Annotated in this window: 18 protein-coding genes; 12 read left to right on the top strand and 6 right to left on the bottom strand. The window is 67.1% G+C overall.

Annotation, left to right across the window (positions count from 1 at the left end; genetic code table 11):
• Nucleotides 1–15: 15 nt before the first annotated feature.
• On the bottom strand, nt 16–1287 hold the full coding sequence (locus ACYVAN_RS03160) for an ATP-grasp domain-containing protein (RefSeq protein ID WP_460955418.1): 1272 nt from the start codon (nt 1285–1287) through the stop codon (nt 16–18).
• 167 nt (nt 1288–1454) lie between these two features.
• On the opposite strand from ACYVAN_RS03160, the gene ACYVAN_RS03155 reads away from it, so the two are divergent.
• The gene (locus ACYVAN_RS03155) at nt 1455–3467 is read left to right on the top strand and encodes a CocE/NonD family hydrolase (protein ID WP_460955416.1); all 2013 of its coding nucleotides are present in this window, start codon (nt 1455–1457) and stop codon (nt 3465–3467) included.
• Nucleotides 3468–3716: 249 nt separating this feature from the next.
• Here ACYVAN_RS03155 and ACYVAN_RS03150 read toward each other — a convergent pair whose 3' ends face one another.
• The 3 genes from ACYVAN_RS03150 to ACYVAN_RS03140 form a co-directional block, all read right to left on the bottom strand.
• Nucleotides 3717–5501, bottom strand: coding sequence for an ABC transporter ATP-binding protein (locus ACYVAN_RS03150; RefSeq protein WP_460955414.1), 1785 nt, complete (start codon nt 5499–5501; stop codon nt 3717–3719).
• Nucleotides 5502–5695: 194 nt separating this feature from the next.
• Nucleotides 5696–7561, bottom strand: coding sequence for a lasso peptide isopeptide bond-forming cyclase (locus ACYVAN_RS03145; RefSeq protein ID WP_460955412.1), 1866 nt, complete (start codon nt 7559–7561; stop codon nt 5696–5698).
• 22 nt (nt 7562–7583) lie between these two features.
• Nucleotides 7584–7814 (bottom strand): hypothetical protein, encoded by a 231-nt coding sequence (locus tag ACYVAN_RS03140; RefSeq protein WP_460955410.1) that lies wholly within the window; start codon nt 7812–7814, stop codon nt 7584–7586.
• Between the two features lie 439 nt (nt 7815–8253).
• Here ACYVAN_RS03140 and ACYVAN_RS03135 point away from each other — a divergent pair, with 439 nt between their 5' ends.
• The 8 genes from ACYVAN_RS03135 to ACYVAN_RS03100 all read left to right on the top strand — a co-directional run bounded on the left by ACYVAN_RS03135 (nt 8254) and on the right by ACYVAN_RS03100 (nt 16286).
• Nucleotides 8254–8868 carry an Rv1733c family protein gene (locus ACYVAN_RS03135; RefSeq protein WP_460955408.1) on the top strand — a complete coding sequence of 205 codons (615 nt, stop codon included), beginning with the start codon at nt 8254–8256 and terminating at the stop codon, nt 8866–8868.
• Between the two features lie 7 nt (nt 8869–8875).
• Nucleotides 8876–9340: a universal stress protein gene (locus ACYVAN_RS03130; protein ID WP_460955406.1), complete on the top strand. Its 465-nt coding sequence runs from the start codon at nt 8876–8878 to the stop codon at nt 9338–9340.
• A 102-nt stretch (nt 9341–9442) separates the two neighbouring features.
• On the top strand, nt 9443–10321 hold the full coding sequence (locus ACYVAN_RS03125; protein ID WP_460955403.1) for a universal stress protein: 879 nt from the start codon (nt 9443–9445) through the stop codon (nt 10319–10321).
• 339 nt (nt 10322–10660) lie between these two features.
• Nucleotides 10661–11878 (top strand): TetR/AcrR family transcriptional regulator, encoded by a 1218-nt coding sequence (locus ACYVAN_RS03120; RefSeq protein ID WP_460955401.1) that lies wholly within the window; start codon nt 10661–10663, stop codon nt 11876–11878.
• A gap of 224 nt (nt 11879–12102) precedes the next feature.
• Nucleotides 12103–13740, top strand: coding sequence for an acyl-CoA carboxylase subunit beta (locus ACYVAN_RS03115; protein ID WP_460955399.1), 1638 nt, complete (start codon nt 12103–12105; stop codon nt 13738–13740).
• Nucleotides 13741–13752: 12 nt separating this feature from the next.
• Nucleotides 13753–14118, top strand: a complete 366-nt coding sequence (locus ACYVAN_RS03110) for an acyl-CoA carboxylase subunit epsilon (RefSeq protein ID WP_460955397.1) — start codon at nt 13753–13755, stop codon at nt 14116–14118.
• Nucleotides 14119–14184: 66 nt separating this feature from the next.
• Nucleotides 14185–15927, top strand: a complete 1743-nt coding sequence (locus ACYVAN_RS03105) for an acetyl-CoA carboxylase biotin carboxylase subunit (protein WP_460955395.1) — start codon at nt 14185–14187, stop codon at nt 15925–15927.
• Nucleotides 15928–16136: 209 nt separating this feature from the next.
• Nucleotides 16137–16286 (top strand): hypothetical protein, encoded by a 150-nt coding sequence (locus ACYVAN_RS03100; protein WP_460955393.1) that lies wholly within the window; start codon nt 16137–16139, stop codon nt 16284–16286.
• Between the two features lie 36 nt (nt 16287–16322).
• Here ACYVAN_RS03100 and ACYVAN_RS03095 read toward each other — a convergent pair whose 3' ends face one another.
• A complete protein-coding gene (locus ACYVAN_RS03095; RefSeq protein ID WP_460955391.1) occupies nt 16323–16646 on the bottom strand; it encodes a hypothetical protein in 324 nt (107 codons plus the stop codon).
• A gap of 274 nt (nt 16647–16920) precedes the next feature.
• Between ACYVAN_RS03095 and ACYVAN_RS03090 the strand changes: the two genes are divergently transcribed.
• Both ACYVAN_RS03090 and ACYVAN_RS03085 read left to right on the top strand, forming a co-directional pair.
• Nucleotides 16921–17811, top strand: coding sequence for an oxygenase MpaB family protein (locus tag ACYVAN_RS03090; protein WP_460955389.1), 891 nt, complete (start codon nt 16921–16923; stop codon nt 17809–17811).
• A 310-nt stretch (nt 17812–18121) separates the two neighbouring features.
• Nucleotides 18122–19093, top strand: a complete 972-nt coding sequence (locus ACYVAN_RS03085) for an NAD(P)H-dependent flavin oxidoreductase (RefSeq protein WP_460955387.1) — start codon at nt 18122–18124, stop codon at nt 19091–19093.
• Between the two features lie 3 nt (nt 19094–19096).
• Here the strand turns inward: ACYVAN_RS03085 and ACYVAN_RS03080 are convergent, their stop codons facing one another.
• The gene (locus tag ACYVAN_RS03080) at nt 19097–19732 is read right to left on the bottom strand and encodes a TetR/AcrR family transcriptional regulator (RefSeq protein ID WP_460955385.1); all 636 of its coding nucleotides are present in this window, start codon (nt 19730–19732) and stop codon (nt 19097–19099) included.
• A 261-nt stretch (nt 19733–19993) separates the two neighbouring features.
• On the opposite strand from ACYVAN_RS03080, the gene ACYVAN_RS03075 reads away from it, so the two are divergent.
• Nucleotides 19994–21211, top strand: coding sequence for a DUF418 domain-containing protein (locus ACYVAN_RS03075; RefSeq protein ID WP_460955383.1), 1218 nt, complete (start codon nt 19994–19996; stop codon nt 21209–21211).
• The last annotated feature ends 23 nt before the right edge of the window (nt 21212–21234 follow it).

The following is a 21234-nucleotide window of genomic DNA, read 5'->3' as shown; positions in this document are numbered from 1 at the left end:
CATGTCCGGCCGCGGTCACGGGTCGAACTCGAAGTGCAGCTCCCGCACGGCCCGGTCGTATCGAGCGACGAGTTCGTCCTCGTCCGGGGCACCTATGAAGATGTCGGCGAGCTCGTAGCTGTAGGCGTCCTGCCCGGGGAGCTGGGACAGGCGTTCGCCCTCGGCGGGGACGATCTTGATCTTCGTTCCCGGGATGTCCTGCTCGATGCGGTCGAGTTCGGCGCGGGTGGGGGTACGCCGCACCAATCCGTCCGAGAACCGCCGGTAGAACCACTTGCCTGCGACGGTGTGGTCGCCCGCGCGGTCGTGGCTCTCCGGTTCCTCGCCGAGCGCGAGCTGGATCATGGAGAGGTGGTTCGGGAAGCCGTCGACCGCGGTGAACAACCGGGCATGGGACTGCGAAAGCCGCGGGTTGATCTCGATGACGTTGATCGCGTCGGTCTCGGGGTTCCAGAAGTACTCGATGTTGAACGTGCTTCCCATTAGCCCCATCTGTCGGATCAGGCGCTTGGAGCTGGTGATCAAGCGCTCCTGCACCGCGTTCGGGAGCGTGGACGGGTATTGGTATCGCAGGAAGGATGAGCTGTCCGGGTAGTTGACCGAGTCGATCACCCCGTAGGTACGCACCTCGTCCGCCGTGCTGTACCCCTCGACGGTGACCTGGTAGCCCTCGACGGCTTCCTCCGCGAGGCAGGCCTTGCCGCCGACCTCGCCGATCTCCGGGGGCAGGTCGAGGAAGCTCAACACTTCTTCGAACGGTCCGCCGATCTTGCCGACACCCCGGTGGATTTCCTCGACCGCTCGGTCGAATTCCGTGCGGTTGTGGACTTTGTAGGCGAGTTCCGAGGAGAACGATTTGACCGGTTTGAGCCACATCGGCATTTCCAGCGTGGGAGGTACCTCGGGGTCCGTGGCCAGATCGACGAGGGCGAACCTGGGGAGGTCGTCGACGACCTTCTGCTGTTCGAGCCTGCTCCAGTACTTGTGCTCGCATTTGACGACCGCTTCGAGCGGGGGAGCCCGGAGGCCGAGGCGACGGCACAGGATCGGCACCAGTGAGCTCACCGGGAAGTCCCAATACCCGACGATGGCGTCGATCGGGCCGTCGAAGTTCTCCAGCTGTCGCTGTGCTCGGTCGAGCAGGGCGGTGAAGTCGAGCTCGTGGCGGCCCGTGAGCTCGTCCACGGTCAGCAAGGGCTCGAAACGGTATTCCGACAGGTGCGGGATCTGGCGGAGGATCTCGTGGTTCAGTTCGTCCAAGCCCAATACGAATACATTCCTGGCCATGCCGCACCTTCTCGGTCGCTTCTTCAGCGTGCACCTCGCGGTGTACCCACGCCGGCGCCTTTGACGCCCTCAGGTTTGACGAATGCGAACGCGGGTAGATCTCGAGGCAGAGAAGGCGAACGGACGCGGTTCGCGAATCGGGGAAGTGGGAGTATCCAATGCGGACTGTGACCGAGTTTCCGAATACGGTCACGGAGGACGAACACGTGTGGGTGCCGATGTCGGACGGCACTCGACTCGGTGCGAGGATCTGGCGGCCGGAGGGCTCATCGTCCGCGCCGGTTCCCGCGGTTCTGGAGTTCATTCCTTACCGTAAGCGCGATTTCACCGCCGGTCGGGATGCGATCCACCATCCGTATATGGCCGGACACGGGTACGCGTGCGCTCGGGTCGACCTGCGTGGTAGCGGCGAGTCGGAGGGCGTGCTCACCGACGAGTACCTCGAACAGGAATTCGAGGACTGCGAGGATGTGCTCAAGTGGTTGGCCGAGCAGCCGTGGTGCGACGGACGGGTCGGCATGATGGGCATTTCGTGGGGTGGGTTCAACGGTCTGCAGCTGGCGGCCCGACGCCCGCCCGAACTCCACGCCGTGGCCACGGTCTGCTCCAGCGACGATCGCTACGCCGACGACGTGCACTACATGGGCGGTTGCCTGCTCGGGGACAACCTCTCCTGGGCATCGACGATGTTCGCGTACAACTCGTGTCCACCCGACCCAGCGCTGGTGGGGGACGGGTGGCGCAAAATGTGGCTGGACCGGTTGAACCACAGCGGCTTGTGGTTGGACGAGTGGCTACGGCACCAGACTCGGGACGCGTATTGGCGGCACGGCTCCGTCCGGGAGGACTATTCGGCGATCCGCTGCCCGGTGTTCGCCATCAGCGGTTGGGCCGACGGTTACTCGAACAGCGTCTTCCGATTGATGGAGCACCTCGACGTGCCGCGGAAGGGGCTCATCGGGCCTTGGTCGCACAAGTACCCGCATCTCGGCCAGCCAGGGCCCGCGATCGGCTTCCTGCAGGAACTGGTCCGCTGGTGGGACCGGTGGCTCAAGGGCATCGACAACGGGATCATGGATGGTCCGATGCTGACGGCCTGGATGCAGGACAGCGTCCCGCCGTCGACGTCCTACACGAAGCGACCGGGTCGCTGGGTCGGTGAGCCGAGTTGGCCGACACCGCACGTGCGCCTGATCGAGCACCGGCTGGCGCAGCGACGGATCGCTGCCCGCGACGAAGAAGTGCCTGTGCGCGTTCGCACAGTGGAATCCCCGCTCTCGGTGGGGCAGTTCGCAGGCAAGTGGTGCTCGTACAACGCGCCACCGGATCTTCCCTACGACCAGCGTCAGGAAGATGGCGGGTCGTTGGTCTTCGACAGCGATGTGCTGACCGAGGACTGCGAAATCCTCGGTGCGGCGGCGCTCGATCTGGAGTTCGAGTCCGACCAGCCGGTGGCGATGGTGGCCGTGCGCCTGTCGGACGTGGCGCCTGGTGGTCGCGCGACCCGGGTGACCTACGGGTTGCTCAACCTCACGCACCGGAACGGGCACGAGCATCCGGAGGAGTTGCCTGCGGGCGAGCGGTGCCGCGCACGGGTCTATCTGAACGGGTGTGCGCAGACGTTCCCGGCGGGTCACCGGATTCGGCTGGCGATCTCGACTTCGTACTGGCCGCTCGCGTGGCCGCCGCCGCATCCGGTCAAGCTGACCGTCTACAGTGGACTCAGTAGTCTGCTTCTCCCGGTCCGTGACCTGGGCGAGCCGGACAACATCGTGGAACCGTTCGGAGAGCCCGAAGGTGCTCCGCCGCTGCCGGAGACGCAGCTGCTCCCGGGGAGGCAGAGCTGGACGGTGACCCACGACCTGGTCAGCGACGGGTGCGCGCTCGAAGTGCTCGGCGACAAGGGGACGGTGCGGATGGAGGACATCGACTGGGAGGTCAGCAGGCGCACCTACGAACGCTACGGCCGGATCGGCAACGATTTCGACTCGGTGAGCGGGGAAACCACCACGAAGATCCGCTTCGAGCGCGAAGGTTGGCGGGTCGAGACCGAGACCTACACGATGCTCACCTCGACCCCGACCGACTTCCACCTTCACGCCCGGCTCGATGCCTACGAGAAGGGGGAACGGCTCTTCTCGCAGAACTGGCAGCGCGTGATTCCTCGTGACCACGTCTGACAAGAACACGCGGAGGAGTGCAATGTGGACGACTCGCCCACGGAAACGCACCATCAGAATCGGCCCCCTCCGGATTCGGCGAGGACGCAACGGCTGGTCGGCGCAGTGGCGTTCGCGAGCCGTCCGCGTCCGGCGTAGACGGCGGTAGACGCGGTTCGGCCCTGGCGTCAGGTCTCCTCGTGCCGAGGCGGGAGCTGCCGCCGGTACTGACCACCCGGAGATGGCTTCGGGGCCGTCCGCCCCACACGGTTATGGCAAGGCATCGAAGGGGAAGGGCTTCTGCGGCTGGTGTGGTGTGGACGAGATTTCCTGACCGGCCACCAGCTCGCGGTAGAGGCCGCTGTTCGTGAGCAGTTCGTCGTGAGTACCGGCGGCAACGGTTCGGCCGTCGTCGAGAACGACGATGCGGTCCGCATGCCGCACGGCCGACAGCCGCTGCGTGGCGACGAGCACGCCGCACTCCGAGGCGACGTTGGTCATGACTTCGGTCAGCGAGGCCGCGCCGATGGCATCCAGGTGCGAGGTCGGTTCGTCCAGCAACAGCACCGATGGACGCGGGAGTAGAGCGCGCGCGAGGGCGACGCGCTGCCGCTCAGCGGCGGACAGCGCATCTCCTCCTGCACCGATCACGCTGTTCAACCCGTCCGGTAGCCGACGCACCACTCCGCGGAGGTCGGCGAGTTCAACGACCCGGTCCACCTCGTGGTCGGCGGCGTCGGGCATCGCGTACGCGATGTTGTTCCACAACGAATCCTCGATGATGTGGGCGTCCTGATCGACGAGGGACACCCGAGAGCGACATACGTCCCTGCTCAGCGAGTGAGCCGGTTGGCCGTCGAAGTGCAACTCGCCGGAGTCCGGCTCGTAGAACCTCGTCACCAGAGCGAAGATCGTGCTCTTGCCTGCCCCCGATCTGCCGACCAGCGCGACGATCCGACCGCGCGGCACGCCGAGCGAGACGTCGCGCAGGACCGGATGCGCCCGGTAGCCGAACCAGACGTCCCGGATTTCGAGCGCGGGCGGGTCTCGCGGCGAATCGACCGGGGCACGCTGGGGCGAATCCGCCTCCACTTCGAGACCGAGCCCCTCGTCGATGCGCTGCCATGCGGCGAAGCCGTTCCGCACACGTCCCAGGCCACGAAGTGCCGATGAGAGCGGGACCACCAGGTAGGCGGCGTAGAGCAGGAAAGCGGTCAGGTCTCCGAGTGAAGCGTCGCCGCTCACCACTCGCGCGCTGCCGATCACGAGGACCAGCAGGAATGAGCCCTTCGACACCAGCTCCACGGCCGGGTTCAGCACCGATGCGAGCCTCCCGGCACGGACGCCCGTCTGGTACACGGTGCGGATGCGGTCGTCGAGCTGTTCGAGCACGCGCCGTCCGGCGCGATTCGCGCGGATCATGCGCAGTGAGCGCAGCACTCCTTCCAATTCGGAGGCGAGCGAACCGACGGCGCTCCGGGCGCGTTCGTCCGCGATGCGGATGCCCGTGAGCAAGGGGGAGACCGACAGTGCCGCGATGCCCGCGTTGATCGCCACGAGCCCCAAGAGAAACGGGTCGATCCAGAGCATCAGCACCACCGCGCCCGCTGCGGTGAGCGCACCGGTTGCGACGTCGACGACTCCTTGCGCTACGGCCTGCCGCAACAGCGCTGTGTCCGCCGTGACCCTGGAGATCAGATCATCGGTGCGACGCCGCTCGTAGACCTGCATGTCCAGTCGCAACAGCCGGGAGGTGAGGCTGTGGCGGAGGCCGAGCACGATCCCTTCGCCCATGTTCCTCAGGAAGAGCCGGCTCAACGCCGTGCTTCCCGCCTCGGCGAGGAGCAGAACAGCCAGTCCCAGGAAGACCGGCCACAGCGCGGTCCCGTGCGTTCCGGCGTCGAGCACGTGTTTGGCGATCAGCGGCTGCACCAGACCGAACACCGCCCCCGCGAGAGTAAGCACGATCGCCACTGCGATCACGCGTTCGTGCCCGGTGGTCAGCCGCAACATCGCTCGCGCTCCCGCCCGAACCGTCGCACCCGACTGCGTCACGCTTCGCCTCGCGCATCGTGCCTCGTGCCTCGCGACGGTCGGTGACGTTCGTGATCCCATCGCTTTCCTTCCTGCGCCCGGCCGGAGTGGGAGCGGGGAGTCACCGGCCGGGAAGTTCTGCGGTCCGGGCGAGTGCCGCCGTTGCGCGTGGACTGGGCGCGAACGCGGCGGAGTCCGGGCTGTTTCGAGAGATATCAGCAGGGCACGCCCGCGCCCTGCTGCGGGACCGTTGCTCGTGCTGTTCGTTCGAGATTGCGCAACCAGACCTCGCAGGCGATCGTCGAGTGGAGGATGGCGTCGCGGAACCCGGGGCCCTCCGGTCGAAGTACCAAGGTGCGCAGTGCGTGAGCATCGACGAGACCGCGCTCGGCGAGCCGTGAGTTCTTCCACAACGCCGCGAGGTCGTCCCGATGTTCGCGGAGTCCGTCGGGGGCGTCCATGGCGGCGATGGACCTGTTCCTGCGCCGCAGGCACGAATCCGGAACGATTCCGTCCATCGCTCGTGCGAGCAGTGGTTTGTACTGCCACGGCGTGACCCGTTGACCGGGATGGACCGAGAGAAATGCCTCGACCACCCGGTCGTCCACGAACGGGGACGCCAGCGGAAGCCCGGCTCGGGCCGACAGCTGGTCCCACTGCCGCAGAACGCGAGTGCACGAACGGATCCGTGCCAGGTCGGCGTGCATGCCCCGGTCCGGGGACAGTGGTGCGGCGTGGTCGGCCGCAACACTGAGCGACTCTCGCGCGAGGTGAGCTGCTTCGGGGGTGATCCAGCCGGAAAGGCGCGGCGGTATTCCCCACCCGAGAGCGCTGCGTTCGCTCGCGGGTAGTGGTCCACGGAGGTCCCGGGCGGAATCCGAAAGCCATTCCGGGTAGCTCCGGGAGTCGGCGAGCGCGTGGTACATGCCGATCACCGGCCAGTTCCACAGGGCTCGGAATCCGCGCAATCTACGGAGTGCGAGTAGTGGCCGGGTTCGAACGAGGCGGTGGTAGTACGCCGCCGAGCCCCACGCCACATGATCGCCGCCGATCGCGGTGAGGTGCAGACGGCTTCCCTTCGCACGGAGGGTGGGCACGTGTGCGAGCGCCCGTGCCCGGTCCGGCACGCCGATGGTCGGTTCGTCCAGCGAGCTGCCGATTTCCAGCAACTCCCCGTAGACGTGCGGGGACTCCGCGGGTGACCAGACGACGTGTTCCACCTCGGGCAGGTGTTCGGCCGCGTACCGGGCCCACTGCAGATCACTGTCGGCCGGGCCGTGCCCGGGCGATGTGCTGGCCACGACCTTGGCCGAGGATCGCGCGGCCACGAAGCAGATGGTGGTGGAGTCCGAGTCGCCGGAAAGGTCGCAGCTGATCGTGCCACCGCGGTCCGCTCGGGCGCCGACCGCGTCGGCCAGTGCTTCGCGGACAGCGGGGGCACCGCTTTCGACCGAACGTGTCGGTTCGGGTGGAGACCACCAGTTGGATACCCGACTGTTCTGTCCGTCCGGCTCGATGACCAGTGCGTCTTCCGGGGCGACCGCCTCGACTCCCTGCCACATCGAGCCTTCGTCGAACGGTTTCGGTACCGGCCACAGCAGGCGAGTGGCGATCCGGTGCTGATCGGGTATCGCGCGGATGGCCGAAGCGAGCGTGTCCGCCCGGCTGGTTGCTACCACGGTGCCTTGAACGGTCGCGTGAAAAACGCGTCGGAGACCGGTTGCGGAACCATGGATGCGAATCCGCTGGTCGAGGCTCCCGATGAGGTGAAAACTTCCGGGCAAGCTTTGAGCCAGCGCGTCGAGTTCGGTGAGGTCCCGCAGTCCGCCGGCCTTGTGGGCCAGCTCCGAAACGGTCACCGGGCAGCTGCCGAGGACGATGAGGGAGGCTCGTGAGGTCCGGGCGAAAACGATGTTCGCATCGGACCAGCGGCCGATCAGCCACGGTCGGCCCGAAGGGTGTCGGACCGTTCTGGTGCGGGGCCGGGAGAAACGCTTGGCGGCGGCGAGCGCGTCATCGCAGTCGGGGAGGACGACGAAGTGTTCCTCGACGCCGCCGGGTGGTGTCGGCATTCCGGGCATGGGTGAATCGGCCTACCGGGTCTCAGTTCGTGCCGAAGGTCAGCCGGTCGCCCTCGGAGTGCTCCGGGCGGATCGCCTGTCCCCGAACGGTGCCAGGTTGATTTCGTACGGGCTTGTCGAAGTCCATCTCCATCGTTGGCTTCCCCTTCTGTCGTTCGTCATCGGCGTGCGATGCGAATTCGTCAGGCCGCCGTGACCCGCGGAAAATGTCGCCGGGCCCGCTGAAAATCACGAGCCCGGCCAGCAGAGTCATGACCGACTGGAACCTATCACCGCGTTTTGTCCGGTCAGCGCGATCCTGCTGTCGCTGTGCACTCGGACGCGAGGAGGAGCTGTTCCTGTCCTGCGGTGCTGTGGCTGGCCGGTCGGCCCGGTCGACTCGGGAGGTCGCGCGGAGATTGGTCGACCAGTGCTTCGGGAGACTATTTCACGGAAATCTTCTTCATCAGTTCTAGTGGAATATTGTTCGCCTGAAAGAATGACGACCCGGTTGTTCGGGTAGCAACTTTCGGAAATGTTGGACATGAATTGTCCGAGATGGTGAACGGGTTTTCCGGTATCGCCCTGGTTCGGCCGGAGTTTCGCCCACACCGGCCGTTCCGCCACGGCGAGGCGATGCGACCCCGTCCGTGTCGAGTTTCGCCGCGATGTTGGGTACCCGCAGGGCGCAGCCGTTCATCGGGAGTGTTGGCATGGCGAGAGGCACGACGCGCACACATGTGCGCTGGATCGTTCAGGCGCTCGACCCCAGGGCGAACCCGCTGCGACGAGCGGTCGACCGGGTGACCGCGCTCGCAACAGTGGCCCTGCTACTCGGAATCGTGCTGGCCGTCCCCGCTTCCGCGGTCGTGGGCAATCGGATCTTCGAGGATCAGGCGCGGATGGCCGAGGCGGAGGCTGCGCGGCGACATCAGGTCGTCGCGGTGGTTCGCGGCCCCGCCGAGTTCTCACCGGCCGGCAGCGGTCGGCAGCATCAGGCGCCCTCGGCGCGCGTTCCGGTCCGCTGGACCGGCTCGGACGGCAGCACGCACCTGGGCGATATCCGAGCTTCGCCGGGAAGCGAGGTTGGTGACCCGGTGCCAATCTGGGTGAACGAGGAAGAGGACATCGTGCCACCGCCGCGGACGGACGGTCAGGTGATGGCGACAGCGGTGGTGGTCGCGGCGACCATCATGCTCGGCACCCAGTTGCTGTGCGCGTTGGCCATCGCGGTCGTGCGGTGGCTGGCCGACGTCCGGGCGCGACGAGCGTGGCACCGGGAGTGGGAAATCGTCCAACCGGTGTGGACGCGCCGATCTGACCGGTGAGGTGGACATGACCGAGGCTGACCCGATCGTGGTGGGCGTCGACGGGACCCCGGCCGGAGTGCGCGCGCTGCGCTGGGCAATTGAGGAAGCACGTCTTCGGCACCTCCCGGTCCGAGCGATCACCGTTTGCCCGCCCGCCCCCGACTCGTCCCGGCAGTCGACCCTCGAACCTTACGAAGCACCCATGCGCGGTTTGAGCGGTTCTGTTCGGGCCTGCTTGGTGGGGGAGCCCCTCCCGCACCTGCGTGCGGAACTCCTGAACGGCAGGGCTGCGGACGTGCTCGTCGCCTGCTCCGACCGCGCCGCGTTGCTCGTGCTCGGTGACCACGGGAGGAACCTGTGGGATGCCGAACCGCTCGGCGGGACGGCGTGGGAGTGCATCCATCGCGCGCGGTGCCCGGTTCTCGTCGTTCCGGCCGAAACCCGCGAACGCGTGACGGCGCCCACCGTCAACGACCCGGTGCTGGATTGAATCGGGATTCCGTTCGGTCGGGTGAACCGCGGACCCGATCCGGCAACGAACGGGCAGGCTTGAGGCGAAAGCGGTCCGGAGCAACCGAGCGTGGAGGTGGCAGTGAACTTTCCGATCGTGGTAGGTGTCGACGGCTCGGAAGCGGGCCTGGAGGCGGCCCGGTGGGCCGCCCTGGATGCCGCGCTGCACCGGGTGCCGGTGCGGTTGCTCAGCGTGGTCTCACTCGGTCCGATGGCCGGGCTGACCGGCAGCGCGGTACCGGAGCACGTCTACACCGCGGTGGATGATCGTGCGCGCGAGCACCTGGCGGCCGCCGCCGAGGTGGTATTTCAGACGCAGGGGTGCCAAGAGATCGAGCAGGAGGTCCGGCACGGCCATCCGGCCTGGATACTCGTCGACGAATCGGCGCACGCGCGCCGGGTCGTCGTCGGTTCGCAGGGACTGGGTGAGCGCACCGGGCACGGGCTCGGATCGACGGCGGAGGCGCTCGTCGCACACGCGCGGTGTCCGGTTGTGGTGGCTCGCGGTTCGGGCGCGCCCCAACGGAGTGAACTCCCGGTTGTCGTCGGCGTCGATGGCTCCCGGATCGGGGACGCGGCTGTCGAGGCGGCGTTCGAAGAGGCGTCGGTGCGGGAAGTGCCGCTGGCGGCGGTGCACACCTGGAACGACGTTGCCAGCGGTGACTTGTTCGCGGCCGATACCGGCCTCGATTGGGACTCGGTGGAGCGTCACGAGAACGCCGTGCTCGCCGAGCGGCTGGCCGGTTGGCAGGAGAAATACCCGGACGTGCGGTTGTGGCGAGTTGTCGAGCGGGATCGGCCCGTTCGGTGCTTGATCGAACACGGTGGGCGGGCGCAGCTGATCGTGGTCGGTAGCCGGGGGCGTGGCGGGTTCACCGGGATGCTCCTCGGGTCGACCAGCCGGTCGCTGGTGCACTCGGCACCGTGTCCCCTGATGGTGGTGCGATACCAGGAGCACTGAGCCGGCTGCCACGACGTTCCACCCGGGACGCGGGTGGTTCCGTGCTGCCGAGAACCGACCACCGAGCGGACTGCGGAGGCGCGCGACTCTCCGGTCGCCGGATTCCAGTCCGACCGCGAGCTCGCCACGAGCCGGGGGCGAGGATCCATTGATCCACTTCGGGTGACGGGTCTCGAGGCGATCCACTGTGGATTCGTCCGGTGGTCGGAGCCCCTGGTGTTCACCGAGGCGGCCGGTAATGTGTGCGCAGCCGATCCGGTCTGCGGGAGAAACCGGTGGGCGCGGTGAATCGGTACGGCACTGTAGTGCCGGTGCGGAACAGTAGTGGAGGTGATCGGCATGGCCACGGGTGCCATCGAGAGCCCGAAGGACGGAGCTGGAAGCGCTGTCCGGGGCATCAGGCCGCGGAACCGCCGTGCCCTGATCCTGACGGCCGCGTCCGATCTGTTCTCGCGCCACGGTTACACACGAGTGTCGGTCAGCGACATCGCGGAAGCCGTCGGTATCGGTCCCTCGGCGCTGTACCGCCATTTCGCGGGCAAGCAGCAACTCCTGATGCAGGTGGTGCTCGAGCATCTCGAACCGTTCCAGGCCGTGCTCGACGACGTGGGCTCCGAAAACATGGACGCGGTTGCGCGGAAGCTGGGCGCGATCGCCGTGGACACCAGGCCGCTCGGGGTGTTGTGGCAGCGTGAGTCCCGGCATTTGCCTCGCGCTCAACGCGCTGAGTTGAAGGAGCAGCTGCGGGTGGTGGCGACCAAGCTCGCGGGGTTGACCCGTGCGCAGCGCCCCGAGTTGACCGATCAGGACGCCCGGTTTCGGGCTTGGTGCCTGTTCAGCGCGCTGACCAGCGCTTCGTACCATCACGTGGAATTGCGCAGGGGCAGGCTCGAGGAACTCCTCGGCAACATGGTGTTGAATATCGTCGCGCAGCCGCCGCTCGAGTTCAGCGATTCGAGCGAGGTCGCCGTACGATCCCGTTCTTCGATGGTGGAGCGCACGGCTTCGCGGCGGCGCCTCCTGCTCGGGGCCGCCACCAGGTTGTTCGCCGAACACGGTTATGCGGCGGTCACGACCGAGGACATCGGGGCCGCGGTGGGGATCGCGGGCCCGAGCGTGTACAACCACTTCGCGACCAAGCAGGAGCTGCTCAACACCGTGATCACCAGGGGTTCTTCCTGGTTGGAGATCGAACTGGAACGAACGTTGTCCGGGGCGTCGGACGTGCGGGACGCGCTACGGGGGTTGCTCGGCGCGTACATCGGCTTCGCGACGGGGCACGGCGAGTTCATCGACATCCTGGTCAGCGAGGTCGACCACCTGCCGGACTTCGAACGACACCGTGCCAGGCAGGTGCAACGGGAGTACATCTCCGAGTGGGTGGCGCTGCTGCGGGAGGTGCGTGCTGACCTGGATCAGTCGGAGGCGCGGGTGCTCGTGCAGGCCGCGGTGACGCTGGCCAATGACATGGCCCGCACCGGCTTGATCCGCGATCCCGACGCGGTCCTGCAGGTGGGGAACGGTCTGATGCTCACGACCCACCCAAGCCGATCCTGAAGTGGACTATTGGACGTTCACTTACCTCGTGTCGGAGGGCGATTCTCCTGGTGTTTTAATTGAGGTGGTCAGCTATCGGCCAGTCACATCCTGGTTGACGCGCGGAGTGTGGCGGCGATAGTGTCCGCGCGCCCGCCGAATGCACCGCGGCACTGGTGTCGCGGCGGGCCGTGGACAGTCGACCTCGCCACTGGGCGGACGGGGAATCAAGGACGGGATAGGACATGAGCGCGACCGAGCCGGTTGGTGAACTGCCTCCGAACGAGCCCGACATTCATACGACCGCGGGCCGGTTGGCGGACTTGTACCGGCGGAACCACGAAGCCGTGCATGCCGGCTCCGAGCGAGCTGTGGAAAAGCAGCACGCGAAGGGTAAGAAGACCGCGCGGGAACGAATCGACGCCCTGCTCGACCACGGCTCGTTCGTGGAAATCGACGAGCACGCCAGGCACCGGTCGGTCAACTTCGGCATGGAAGCCGACCGCCCGTACGGGGACGGGGTCGTCACCGGATACGGCACCGTCGACGGCCGCCGGGTGTGCGTGTTCTCGCAGGACTTCACCGTGTTCGGGGGCAGTCTGGGCGAGGTGTTCGGGGAGAAGATCGTCAAGGTCATGGACCTGGCGCTCAAGACCGGATGCCCGCTGATCGGAATCAACGACTCCGGTGGTGCCCGAATCCAGGAGGGTGTGGCGGCTCTCGGGCTGTACGCCGAGATCTTCAAGCGGAACACCCACGCTTCCGGTGTGATCCCCCAGATCTCCCTGGTGGTGGGGCCGTGTGCGGGCGGCGCCGTGTACTCGCCAGCCATCACGGACTTCACCGTGATGGTCGACAAGACCTCGCACATGTTCATCACCGGACCCGACGTGATCAAAACCGTGACCGGTGAGGACGTCACCTTCGAGGAACTGGGCGGCGCGCACACGCACAACTCGCGCTCGGGCAACGCGCACTACCTCGCCTCCGACGAGGACGACGCGATGTCCTACGTCAAGGAGCTGCTCTCGTTCCTGCCGTCCAACAACCTCTCCGAGGCTCCGATCTACGCTTCCGGTGAGGAAGACCAGGGGGCGATCGCGGACTCGGTGACCGGCGCGGACGCGGACCTGGACACCCTCATCCCGGATTCCGCGAACCAGCCCTACGACATCCACGAAGTGATCACCCGCGTGATCGATGACGGCGAGTTCCTGGAGGTCTCGTCGCTGTTCGCGCCGAACATGGTGGTCGGTTACGGCCGGATCGAGGGACACAGCGTCGGGATCGTGGCCAACCAGCCGACTCAGCTGGCCGGCACATTGGACATCGACGCCAGTGAGAAGGCCGCCCGCTTCGTGCGGACCTGCGACGCCTTCAACATCCCGGTGCTGACGCTGGTGGACGTGCCGGGTTTCCTGCCGGGAACCGGGCAGGAGTTCAACGGCATCATCCGCCGCGGCGCGAAGCTGCTGTACGCCTACGCCGAGGCCACCGTCCCGCTGGTCACCGTGATCACGCGCAAGGCCTACGGCGGCGCCTACGACGTGATGGGGTCGAAGCACCTGGGAGCCGACGTCAACCTCGCGTGGCCGACCGCGCAGATCGCGGTCATGGGTTCGCAGGGCGCGGCCAACATCCTCTACCGCAGGCAGTTGGCCGAGGCCGCCGAGAACGGCGAAGACGTCGAGGCGCTCCGGGCGAAACTTCAGCAGGAGTACGAGGACACCCTCTGCAACCCGTACGTCGCCGCTGAACGGGGCTACGTCGACTCGGTCATTCCGCCCTCGCATACTCGGGGTCACGTGGCCCGTTCCCTGCGGATGCTGCGGGAGAAGCGGGAGACGCTCCCGGCCAAGAAGCACGGGAACATCCCCCTCTGATCCCGTTCGACCGTGACCGGTGGTCGCTCCGGAACCGCGCGTTCGGCGATTCCGGAGTCCGCCGGTGACCCGGAGTTCGACCATGGCGGCCGCCTCGGGCGGCACCTGTCGCAGAAGGACACCACCATGAGCCAGCCAGACCCAGAACAGGACGAACGCCCGGTCCTGCGGATCGTGCGCGGCAATCCCGACGACACCGAGATCGCCGCGCTGACCGTCGCTCTTGCCGGTGCGGCAACGGCACGGGGCGTCGCACCCGCACCGGAAGGCCCGGCCTCGGTCTGGGCAGACCGTTCAGAGGCGTTGCGCCGCCCCGCGGGCCACCGGCCGCTGCGTCCCGGACCGCACACCTGGCGGACCTCCGCTCTGCCCCGCTGAGAATCGACCAGACTTTTTCGAGGAGCTCTGAGAACTTTGTCCACTGGAGAGACGACGATCAATAAGGTGTTGGTCGCGAATCGCGGGGAGATCGCGGTTCGGGTGGTTCGGGCGTGCAGGGATGAGGGCATCGGGTCGGTGGCGGTGTACGCCGAGCCGGACTCGGAAGCCCTGTTCGTCCGGTTGGCGGATGAAGCGTTCGCGCTGGGGGGGTCGACGGCTGCGGACAGCTACCTCGATGTGGGCAAGGTGATCGAGGCGGCACGGCGTTCCGGGGCGGATGCGGTGCACCCCGGCTACGGCTTCCTCTCCGAGAACGCGGATTTCGCGCAGGCCGTGTTGGACGCCGGACTGATCTGGATCGGTCCGACACCGCAGGCGATCCGGGACCTCGGTGACAAGGTGACCGCGCGGCAGATCGCGATGTCGGCGGGGGCTCCACTGGTGCCCGGGACGAAGGATCCGGTGGGCGACGCCGACGAGGTCGTATCGTTCGCACGTGAGCACGGCCTGCCGGTGGCGATCAAGGCCGCGTTCGGCGGTGGCGGGCGCGGGCTGAAGGTCGCACGCAGCATCGAGGAGATCCCGGAACTGTTCGACTCGGCCGTGCGGGAAGCCGAGGGTGCGTTCGGTCGGGGCGAGTGCTTCGTGGAGCGGTACCTGGACCGGCCACGTCACGTCGAGGCACAGGTGTTGGCCGACCAGCACGGCACTGTCGTCGTGGTGGGGACGCGGGACTGCTCGCTGCAGCGCAGGCACCAGAAGCTGGTCGAGGAAGCGCCCGCGCCCTTCCTGACCGACGCGCAGCACCGGGAGATCCACGAAGCCGCGCGGTCGATCTGCGCCAAGGCCGGCTACCACGGTGCCGGCACGGTGGAGTTCCTGGTCGGAGTGGACGGGACGATCTCCTTCCTGGAGGTCAACACGCGGCTGCAGGTCGAACATCCCGTCTCGGAGGAGACCACCGGAATCGACCTGGTGCGCGAACAGTTCCGCATCGCGTCCGGGGAACACCTGGACATCACCGAGGACCCCGAACCCGCGGGACATGCCATCGAGTTCCGGATCAACGGTGAGGACGCGGGCCGCGGGTTCCTGCCCGCACCCGGCACCGTCACCTCGTTCGTGCCGCCTGCGGGCCCGGGCGTCCGGGTGGACGCCGGCGTGGAGAGTGGCACGGTCATCGGCGGCCAGTTCGATTCGCTGCTGGCCAAGGTGATCGTCTCCGGGCGGGACCGCGAGCAGGTGCTGGAGCGCTCGCGGCGAGTGCTCCAGGAGATGGTCGTCGAAGGAATGGCCACGGTGCTGCCGTTCCACCAGTTGATCGTGCGGGACCCGGCCTTCGTCGGTACCGACGGGTTCTCCGTGCACACGCGATGGATCGAGACGGAGTTCGAGAACACGGTCGAGCCGTTCACCGGAGGTGCGGAGCCGACGGAGGGCGAATCTCGAGAGACCATCACCGTCGAGGTCGGCGGGCGCCGGTTGGAGGTTTCGGTGCCTGCTTCGTTCGGGGGCGGGGGCGCGGCTCAGCCCGCTCGCTCGGCGCCACCTCGCCGACGTTCGACCGGCGGCGGCGCGGGAGCGGTGTCCGGGGACAGCGTGACCGCGCCGATGCAGGGCACGTTGGTCAAGCTCGCCGTCGAAGAAGGCCAGCAGGTCAGCGCCGGTGACCTCATCGGGGTACTCGAAGCGATGAAGATGGAAAACCCGGTCAACGCGCACAAGGACGGCACCGTCGGCGGATTGCAGGCCAAGCCGGGCGATGCGCTCACGCAGGGCACGACGATCTGCAACATCGCCGATTAAGGGACTGACCCGGTGCGGGCGCTGCACGCTCGCACCGGGGGGTGTGTGAGCACCGCTGCCCGGGGTCCATCACACCGGATCGGCCGGCCCGGGCAGCGGACGAGCACGATCAACACCCGCATCCGGGAGGATCCATGCACTCGATGTGCACGTGCCTGTGCAGTCAGGCGGGGCACCACGGGGTTTGTCGGGAAACCGCGGAATCGGGATTGAGGCTGTTGGCCCCGCCGTTGACCATGTCCTCGACCGGTGAGGTGTGCAGGCCGTGCTATCTGGCGACCGCCTCGCCCGAGATGTATCCGGGCGAGAGCTGGAGCGCGCAGCACGCGCTCCGCGGTGACCTGCGATCGAGTCGCTGAGAAGTGCTCCGTCACGGCCACGACTGTGGTGGGGATTCAGCCCGTCGCCAGGCTTTCGAGAATCTCGCGCTGTGCGGGAACGGGAAGCATGTGCAGGATGCCGCGGACGCGCTGATGCCTGCGCCGGAGGGCCTTTCGTTCGGGAATTCCGGGACCGGTCTCCAACTGCGGGACGATCCGGTTCATGACGTCCTCGTTCGAGGCGGGTCCGGCCATGGCCTGCTCGGCGGCGTCCTTCTCCTCGCTCATCCCGATCGGCCCGTGCCGCTTCCCGTTGAGGGACTGGGCGACCACGGGCTGATCACTGGTCAGCAGTACTTCCCGCGGGCCGAACATGACGAGCTCGCGCCGGAACAACATGCCGAGGTTGTCCGAACCGTCCGCGCGAGATTGATGTGTTGTGCTCTTGGTGCCCGGAGAAGCCGCATGAAATCGCGACTGAGCTGAGGTGCCCCGCCGATAAGCTGGAACCGCTTCGGTCGGCGTCGATGACGTGGGCCGCTGGACACGGCCCGACCCCGTCGTGGTGACCTCGTCCCGGAGGTGCTCACCAGTGCTCGATCCGTCCAGCGCCCCAACCGTCGTCGCGGGCGTTCCAAATTCAGTCGGTGAGAGGAAGAACGAGGTGCGAGGCATGAAGCGTTTCGCTCGTCTTGAGCAGATCTTGTCCCTGGATCCCGACCGGGACTACGAGCAGATCTACCGCATGCTCGCCGAGCACGAGTTCCCGTGGGACATCGCGCGGGCGTTGGAACTCGCGTTGTTCCGCACCTACGCGGTTCCGAGTATCGGAAAGCTGCTCGACCGCACCGGGGAGTTCACCGGATGTCCGCAGCAGCGCTACGACGACACCGCGCTGGTCCTCTACGAGATCTTCCATTCCGGCGGCATCGACGAGGCCAAGCGTGCTGCGGCCGTCGATCACCTCAACCGGATCCACGGGCTCTACAAGATCAGCAATGCCGACTACCTCTACACGCTGGCGACTTTCGTCGTGATCCCGGTGCGCTGGCTGGAGTTGTACGGGTGGCGTTCGCTGCACGAACGGGAGATCAGGGCCATTACCAACACCATGCGGCGGATGGGCGAAGGGATGCACATCGGCGGGATTCCCGAAACCTACGCCGGATTCGAGCGACTGCTCGACGAGTACGAACGCGACCACTTCGACTTCGACCCGGGGGCGCAGCGTGTGGCGCACGCGACGCTCAAGACGATGGGCTCGTGGTTCCCGTATCCGCTCTCCGAGGTGGCGCGGCGGGTTCCACTGCTGTTGATGGACGAGCACCTCCTGCGGGCGCTTCACCTGCCGGAACCGCCGGAGTGGATGCGAGCGGTGGCGAGACTGGGCTTGAAGGCGCGGGGGAAGGTCGTGCGGTACATGTCGCCACGTCCGGATTCCGCCCCGGCCGTACCGGCGCCGCGCAGTTACCCGGACGGGTACGTCCTCGAACAGCTCGGCCCGCGTAAGTTCCACAAGCTGCGGGAGGGGCCCGCGGAACGGGATGGTTCGCCGGTCTCCTGACCCGTGTCGCCTGCGACGGCTGAACCGGTCGGTTCGGCCGTCGCTTTGGTGTGCTCGCGCATCGTCACGGTTGGTGGATATCGGTGGGTCCGCTTTATTGACAGCGCGACAACAACGGGTGAGACTCGTCGTCGAACCGCACATCTGAGAGGAAGACACCTCCATGCCACGAGTCCTGACCGAGCGAGATCCAGCGAGACATCACCGGCAAGGAGCTACGGGTTGTGACTGATCTCCGCGGGCTCACCCGAACGAAGTACGGTGACGGAGCCTGGGAAGGCTTGAAGTGGAGAACCGAAGGAGTGCGTCGATGCTGACGACGAGATTCTGCGAGACGTTCGGGGTGGATCACCCGATCGCTCAGGGCGGGATGCAGTGGGTGGGGCGAGCCGAACTCGTCTCGGCGGTAGCCAACGCTGGGGCGCTGGGGTTCCTCACCGCGCTGACTCAGCCGACACCCGAAGACCTGGTCAAGGAAATCGCACGGTGCCGGGAGATGACCGACAAGCCGTTCGGGGTCAACCTGACCATTCTGCCCTCGATCAATCCGCCTCCGTACGAGGAGTACCGCCAGGCGATCATCGAGTCGGGCATCGGTGTCGTGGAAACGGCGGGTTTCAACCCCGCCGACCACATGCCGGAGTTCAAGGCCGCGGGAATCAAGGTCCTGCACAAGTGCACCAGCGTGCGCCACGCAGTGAAGGCGCAGGCCATCGGCGTGGACGGGGTGAGCATCGACGGGTTCGAGTGTGCCGGTCACCCCGGTGAGGACGACATTCCGGGCCTGGTGCTGATCCCCGCGGCCGCCGACCAGATCACGATCCCCATGATCGCCTCGGGCGGGTTCGCCGACGCGCGCGGTCTCGTCGCCGCGCTCGCACTCGGGGCCGACGGCGTCAACATGGGAACCCGCTTCCTGTGCACAGCGGAGTCGCCCGTGCACGAGAAGGTCAAGGAACAGATCGTCGCGGCCAGTGAGCGGGACACCGAACTGATCTTCCGTCCGCTGCGGAACACCGCTCGTGTCGCCAGCAACAGCGTGAGCCGCGAGGTCGTGGAAATCCTCGAAGGTGGCGGGCAGTTCGAGGACGTCCGCGAACTGGTCGCGGGTGCCCGCGGCCGGAGGGTCTACGAGGAAGGCGATCCGGAGCTGGGCATCTGGAGCGCGGGAATGGTGCAGGGCCTCATCCGCGACGTTCCGGCCGTGGACGACCTCGTGCGGCAGCTGGTGAGCGAAGCCGGCGAGCTCATCAACGCTCGCCTCGGTGGCCTGCTGCGCTGAAGATCACGTCTCGAGCGCGTCGGCCTTGCGCACTGCGGGAAAGACCGTGTTCAACAGGTGCAACACGGACTGGGTGAGCATGATGTGCAGGTCGGCGCGGTTGAGCGTGCCACGCACCAGCCATTCGCGGGATGCGGCCTTGAGCAGGCTGCCGTAGGCGCGGATCATGGCTCGCAGCTCCTCCCGCCCGTCGACGACATCGGTCATCATGGCGGCTTCGAGCACGCGGTCCGTCGTGATTTCGTCGGACTCGAGCATGATCTGCTCGATGTCGGTGTCGCGGCCGATGGCTTCAGAGCCGATGGCCGAGAGCCACATGTCCTTGTTTCGATCCACGACGTCGAGCCAGCGGTCGACGGAGATCGAGATGCGTTCCTGGACCGTCGTGCGCGGAAGGTTCTCGGCGACGGATGCGGGAACTATCAGCATCTGCCGGACGACCTGCAGGTACAGACCGCGCTTGCTGCCGAAGTAGTGGTTGATCAGTGCCCTCGCGACACCGGCCTCTCGTGCGATGTCCGAGGTGGAGACAGACGTGTAGCTGCCCGCGCCGAAGAGTCGGCGCGCGACACTGAGGATCTCCGCGCGTCGCGCGTCGGGTTCCAGGCGGCGGCGAGGAGTTGTGGGCTGCGCTTCCATGGCACTACTGTTCCGGCCTGTTGTCGCCGTGTCAATAAAGCCGCACTGGTGTGCGGCGAACGTTTCCGAACGAGGCCCGGACTGCTGTGCCGATGAGTCGGCGAACCCCACAAGCCCGCCCTCTCTCGTGCCCGCGTCACCCCGGCCTGCCCGGCACGAAGAACCCGGTGCACTGGTGACCACGGCGCTCGCCGCTGATACTGCCAGCATCGGCCATTCGCGCGCATGCACGGGGGATAGGGGGCGTTGGCGTGCTGGGGTATGTCGAATCAGATGGGTGAGCGGTCGGGCGTGGACGGCCTCCCGGCCGCTGCGGCCGGCCCGACTGCCGTCCGAGCACGCTCACCGGCACCCGACCTGGCGCGTGGCTACGTGCTGCTGGTCATCGCACTCGCGAACGCGCACGTGTTCCTGTTCGGCGGGGACCTCGGGGTTCGCAGATACCCGCTGGTCGAGACGCTGCCCGACCGGTTGGTCACGCTGCTGCAGATGATGTTGGTGGACGGCCGGGCTTACCCGATGTTCGCAGCGCTGTTCGGTTACAGCCTCGTCCAGCTCATTCGGCGCCAGACCAGCGAGGGTGTGCGGACGGTGACTCTGCGGCGGCTGATCCTGTGCCGGGCGGCGGCGCTCCTGCTGTTCGGCTTCGTGCACGGGTTACTGCTGTTCTCCGGTGACATCATCGGCGCCTACGGGCTGCTGGCCTTCCTACTGGGCGGAATGCTGTGCCGAGCGCGCGATCGGACACTGCTGCTGGTCGCCGGCCTGTGGTTGATTCCCGTGACGATCTTGGGCGCGCTCCAGGGATTGCCCGTACACGATGCGGCACAATCACTGGTGTCGTCGATGTCGACGTCGAATCCGCTGGACGCGGCCGCCCTTCGAATGGAGGAATGGTTCAAAGGCACTCTTCGACAGGTGCTGCTCAGTCTCGTTCCCGCGGTCCTGTTCGGTGCGTGGACTGCCCGGCGTCGGGTGCTCGACGAACCCGAGCTGTACCGGACGTGGCTCGGGTTCGCTGCGGTGGCGGGGTCCGCGCTGGCCGTCGCGGGTGGTCTGCCGATGGCGTTGAAGGCCGCGTCGTTCTGGCCCGAGCCGGACGTGGTCCCGAACGTGCTCGCAGGGGTGCTGCACACGCTGACCGGCTACGCGGGTGGTATCGGTTATGCCGCGATCGCGGGCCTGGTCGCGGTGCGCTGCCGTGATCGGCCCGGCCGGGTTAGCGGGGCGTTGATCGCGTGCGGTCAACGGTCCATGACCTGCTACGTCGCGCAGTCCGTCGTATTCGTCGCGGTCCTGGCGGCCTACGGTGGTGGACTGGGGGATGACGTCGGCGTTTCCGCCGCGTCGTGCGTGGCACTGGGGGCTTGGCTGGGTAGCACGGTCCTGGCACTGGGGCTGCGCAGGCTGGGGCGCCGCGGCCCGCTGGAGATCCTGCTGCGGCGACTGACCTACGGCGCCGCGGGATTGTGGCGGTGAGCCCACCCCGAAACCTTGTCCAG

This window comes from Parasphingorhabdus pacifica (assembly GCF_054779195.1).
The sequence above is the reverse complement of the archived record's forward strand: the minus strand, read 5'-3'. Positions and strand labels throughout refer to the sequence as shown.

What these genes read in the sequence shown, in the direction of transcription:
- ACYVAN_RS03145 (WP_460955412.1), bottom strand. Translation starts at nt 7,561, where the DNA reads ATGCCCGGAATGCCGACACCACCCGGCGGCGTCGAGGAACACTTCGTC.
- ACYVAN_RS03090 (WP_460955389.1), top strand. Translation starts at nt 16,921, where the DNA reads ATGAAGCGTTTCGCTCGTCTTGAGCAGATCTTGTCCCTGGATCCCGAC.
- ACYVAN_RS03135 (WP_460955408.1), top strand. Translation starts at nt 8,254, where the DNA reads ATGGCGAGAGGCACGACGCGCACACATGTGCGCTGGATCGTTCAGGCG.
- ACYVAN_RS03130 (WP_460955406.1), top strand. Translation starts at nt 8,876, where the DNA reads ATGACCGAGGCTGACCCGATCGTGGTGGGCGTCGACGGGACCCCGGCC.
- ACYVAN_RS03095 (WP_460955391.1), bottom strand. Translation starts at nt 16,646, where the DNA reads ATGTTGTTCCGGCGCGAGCTCGTCATGTTCGGCCCGCGGGAAGTACTG.
- ACYVAN_RS03085 (WP_460955387.1), top strand. Translation starts at nt 18,122, where the DNA reads ATGCTGACGACGAGATTCTGCGAGACGTTCGGGGTGGATCACCCGATC.
- ACYVAN_RS03140 (WP_460955410.1), bottom strand. Translation starts at nt 7,814, where the DNA reads ATGACTCTGCTGGCCGGGCTCGTGATTTTCAGCGGGCCCGGCGACATT.
- ACYVAN_RS03120 (WP_460955401.1), top strand. Translation starts at nt 10,661, where the DNA reads ATGGCCACGGGTGCCATCGAGAGCCCGAAGGACGGAGCTGGAAGCGCT.
- ACYVAN_RS03075 (WP_460955383.1), top strand. Translation starts at nt 19,994, where the DNA reads ATGTCGAATCAGATGGGTGAGCGGTCGGGCGTGGACGGCCTCCCGGCC.
- ACYVAN_RS03080 (WP_460955385.1), bottom strand. Translation starts at nt 19,732, where the DNA reads ATGGAAGCGCAGCCCACAACTCCTCGCCGCCGCCTGGAACCCGACGCG.
- ACYVAN_RS03115 (WP_460955399.1), top strand. Translation starts at nt 12,103, where the DNA reads ATGAGCGCGACCGAGCCGGTTGGTGAACTGCCTCCGAACGAGCCCGAC.
- ACYVAN_RS03160 (WP_460955418.1), bottom strand. Translation starts at nt 1,287, where the DNA reads ATGGCCAGGAATGTATTCGTATTGGGCTTGGACGAACTGAACCACGAG.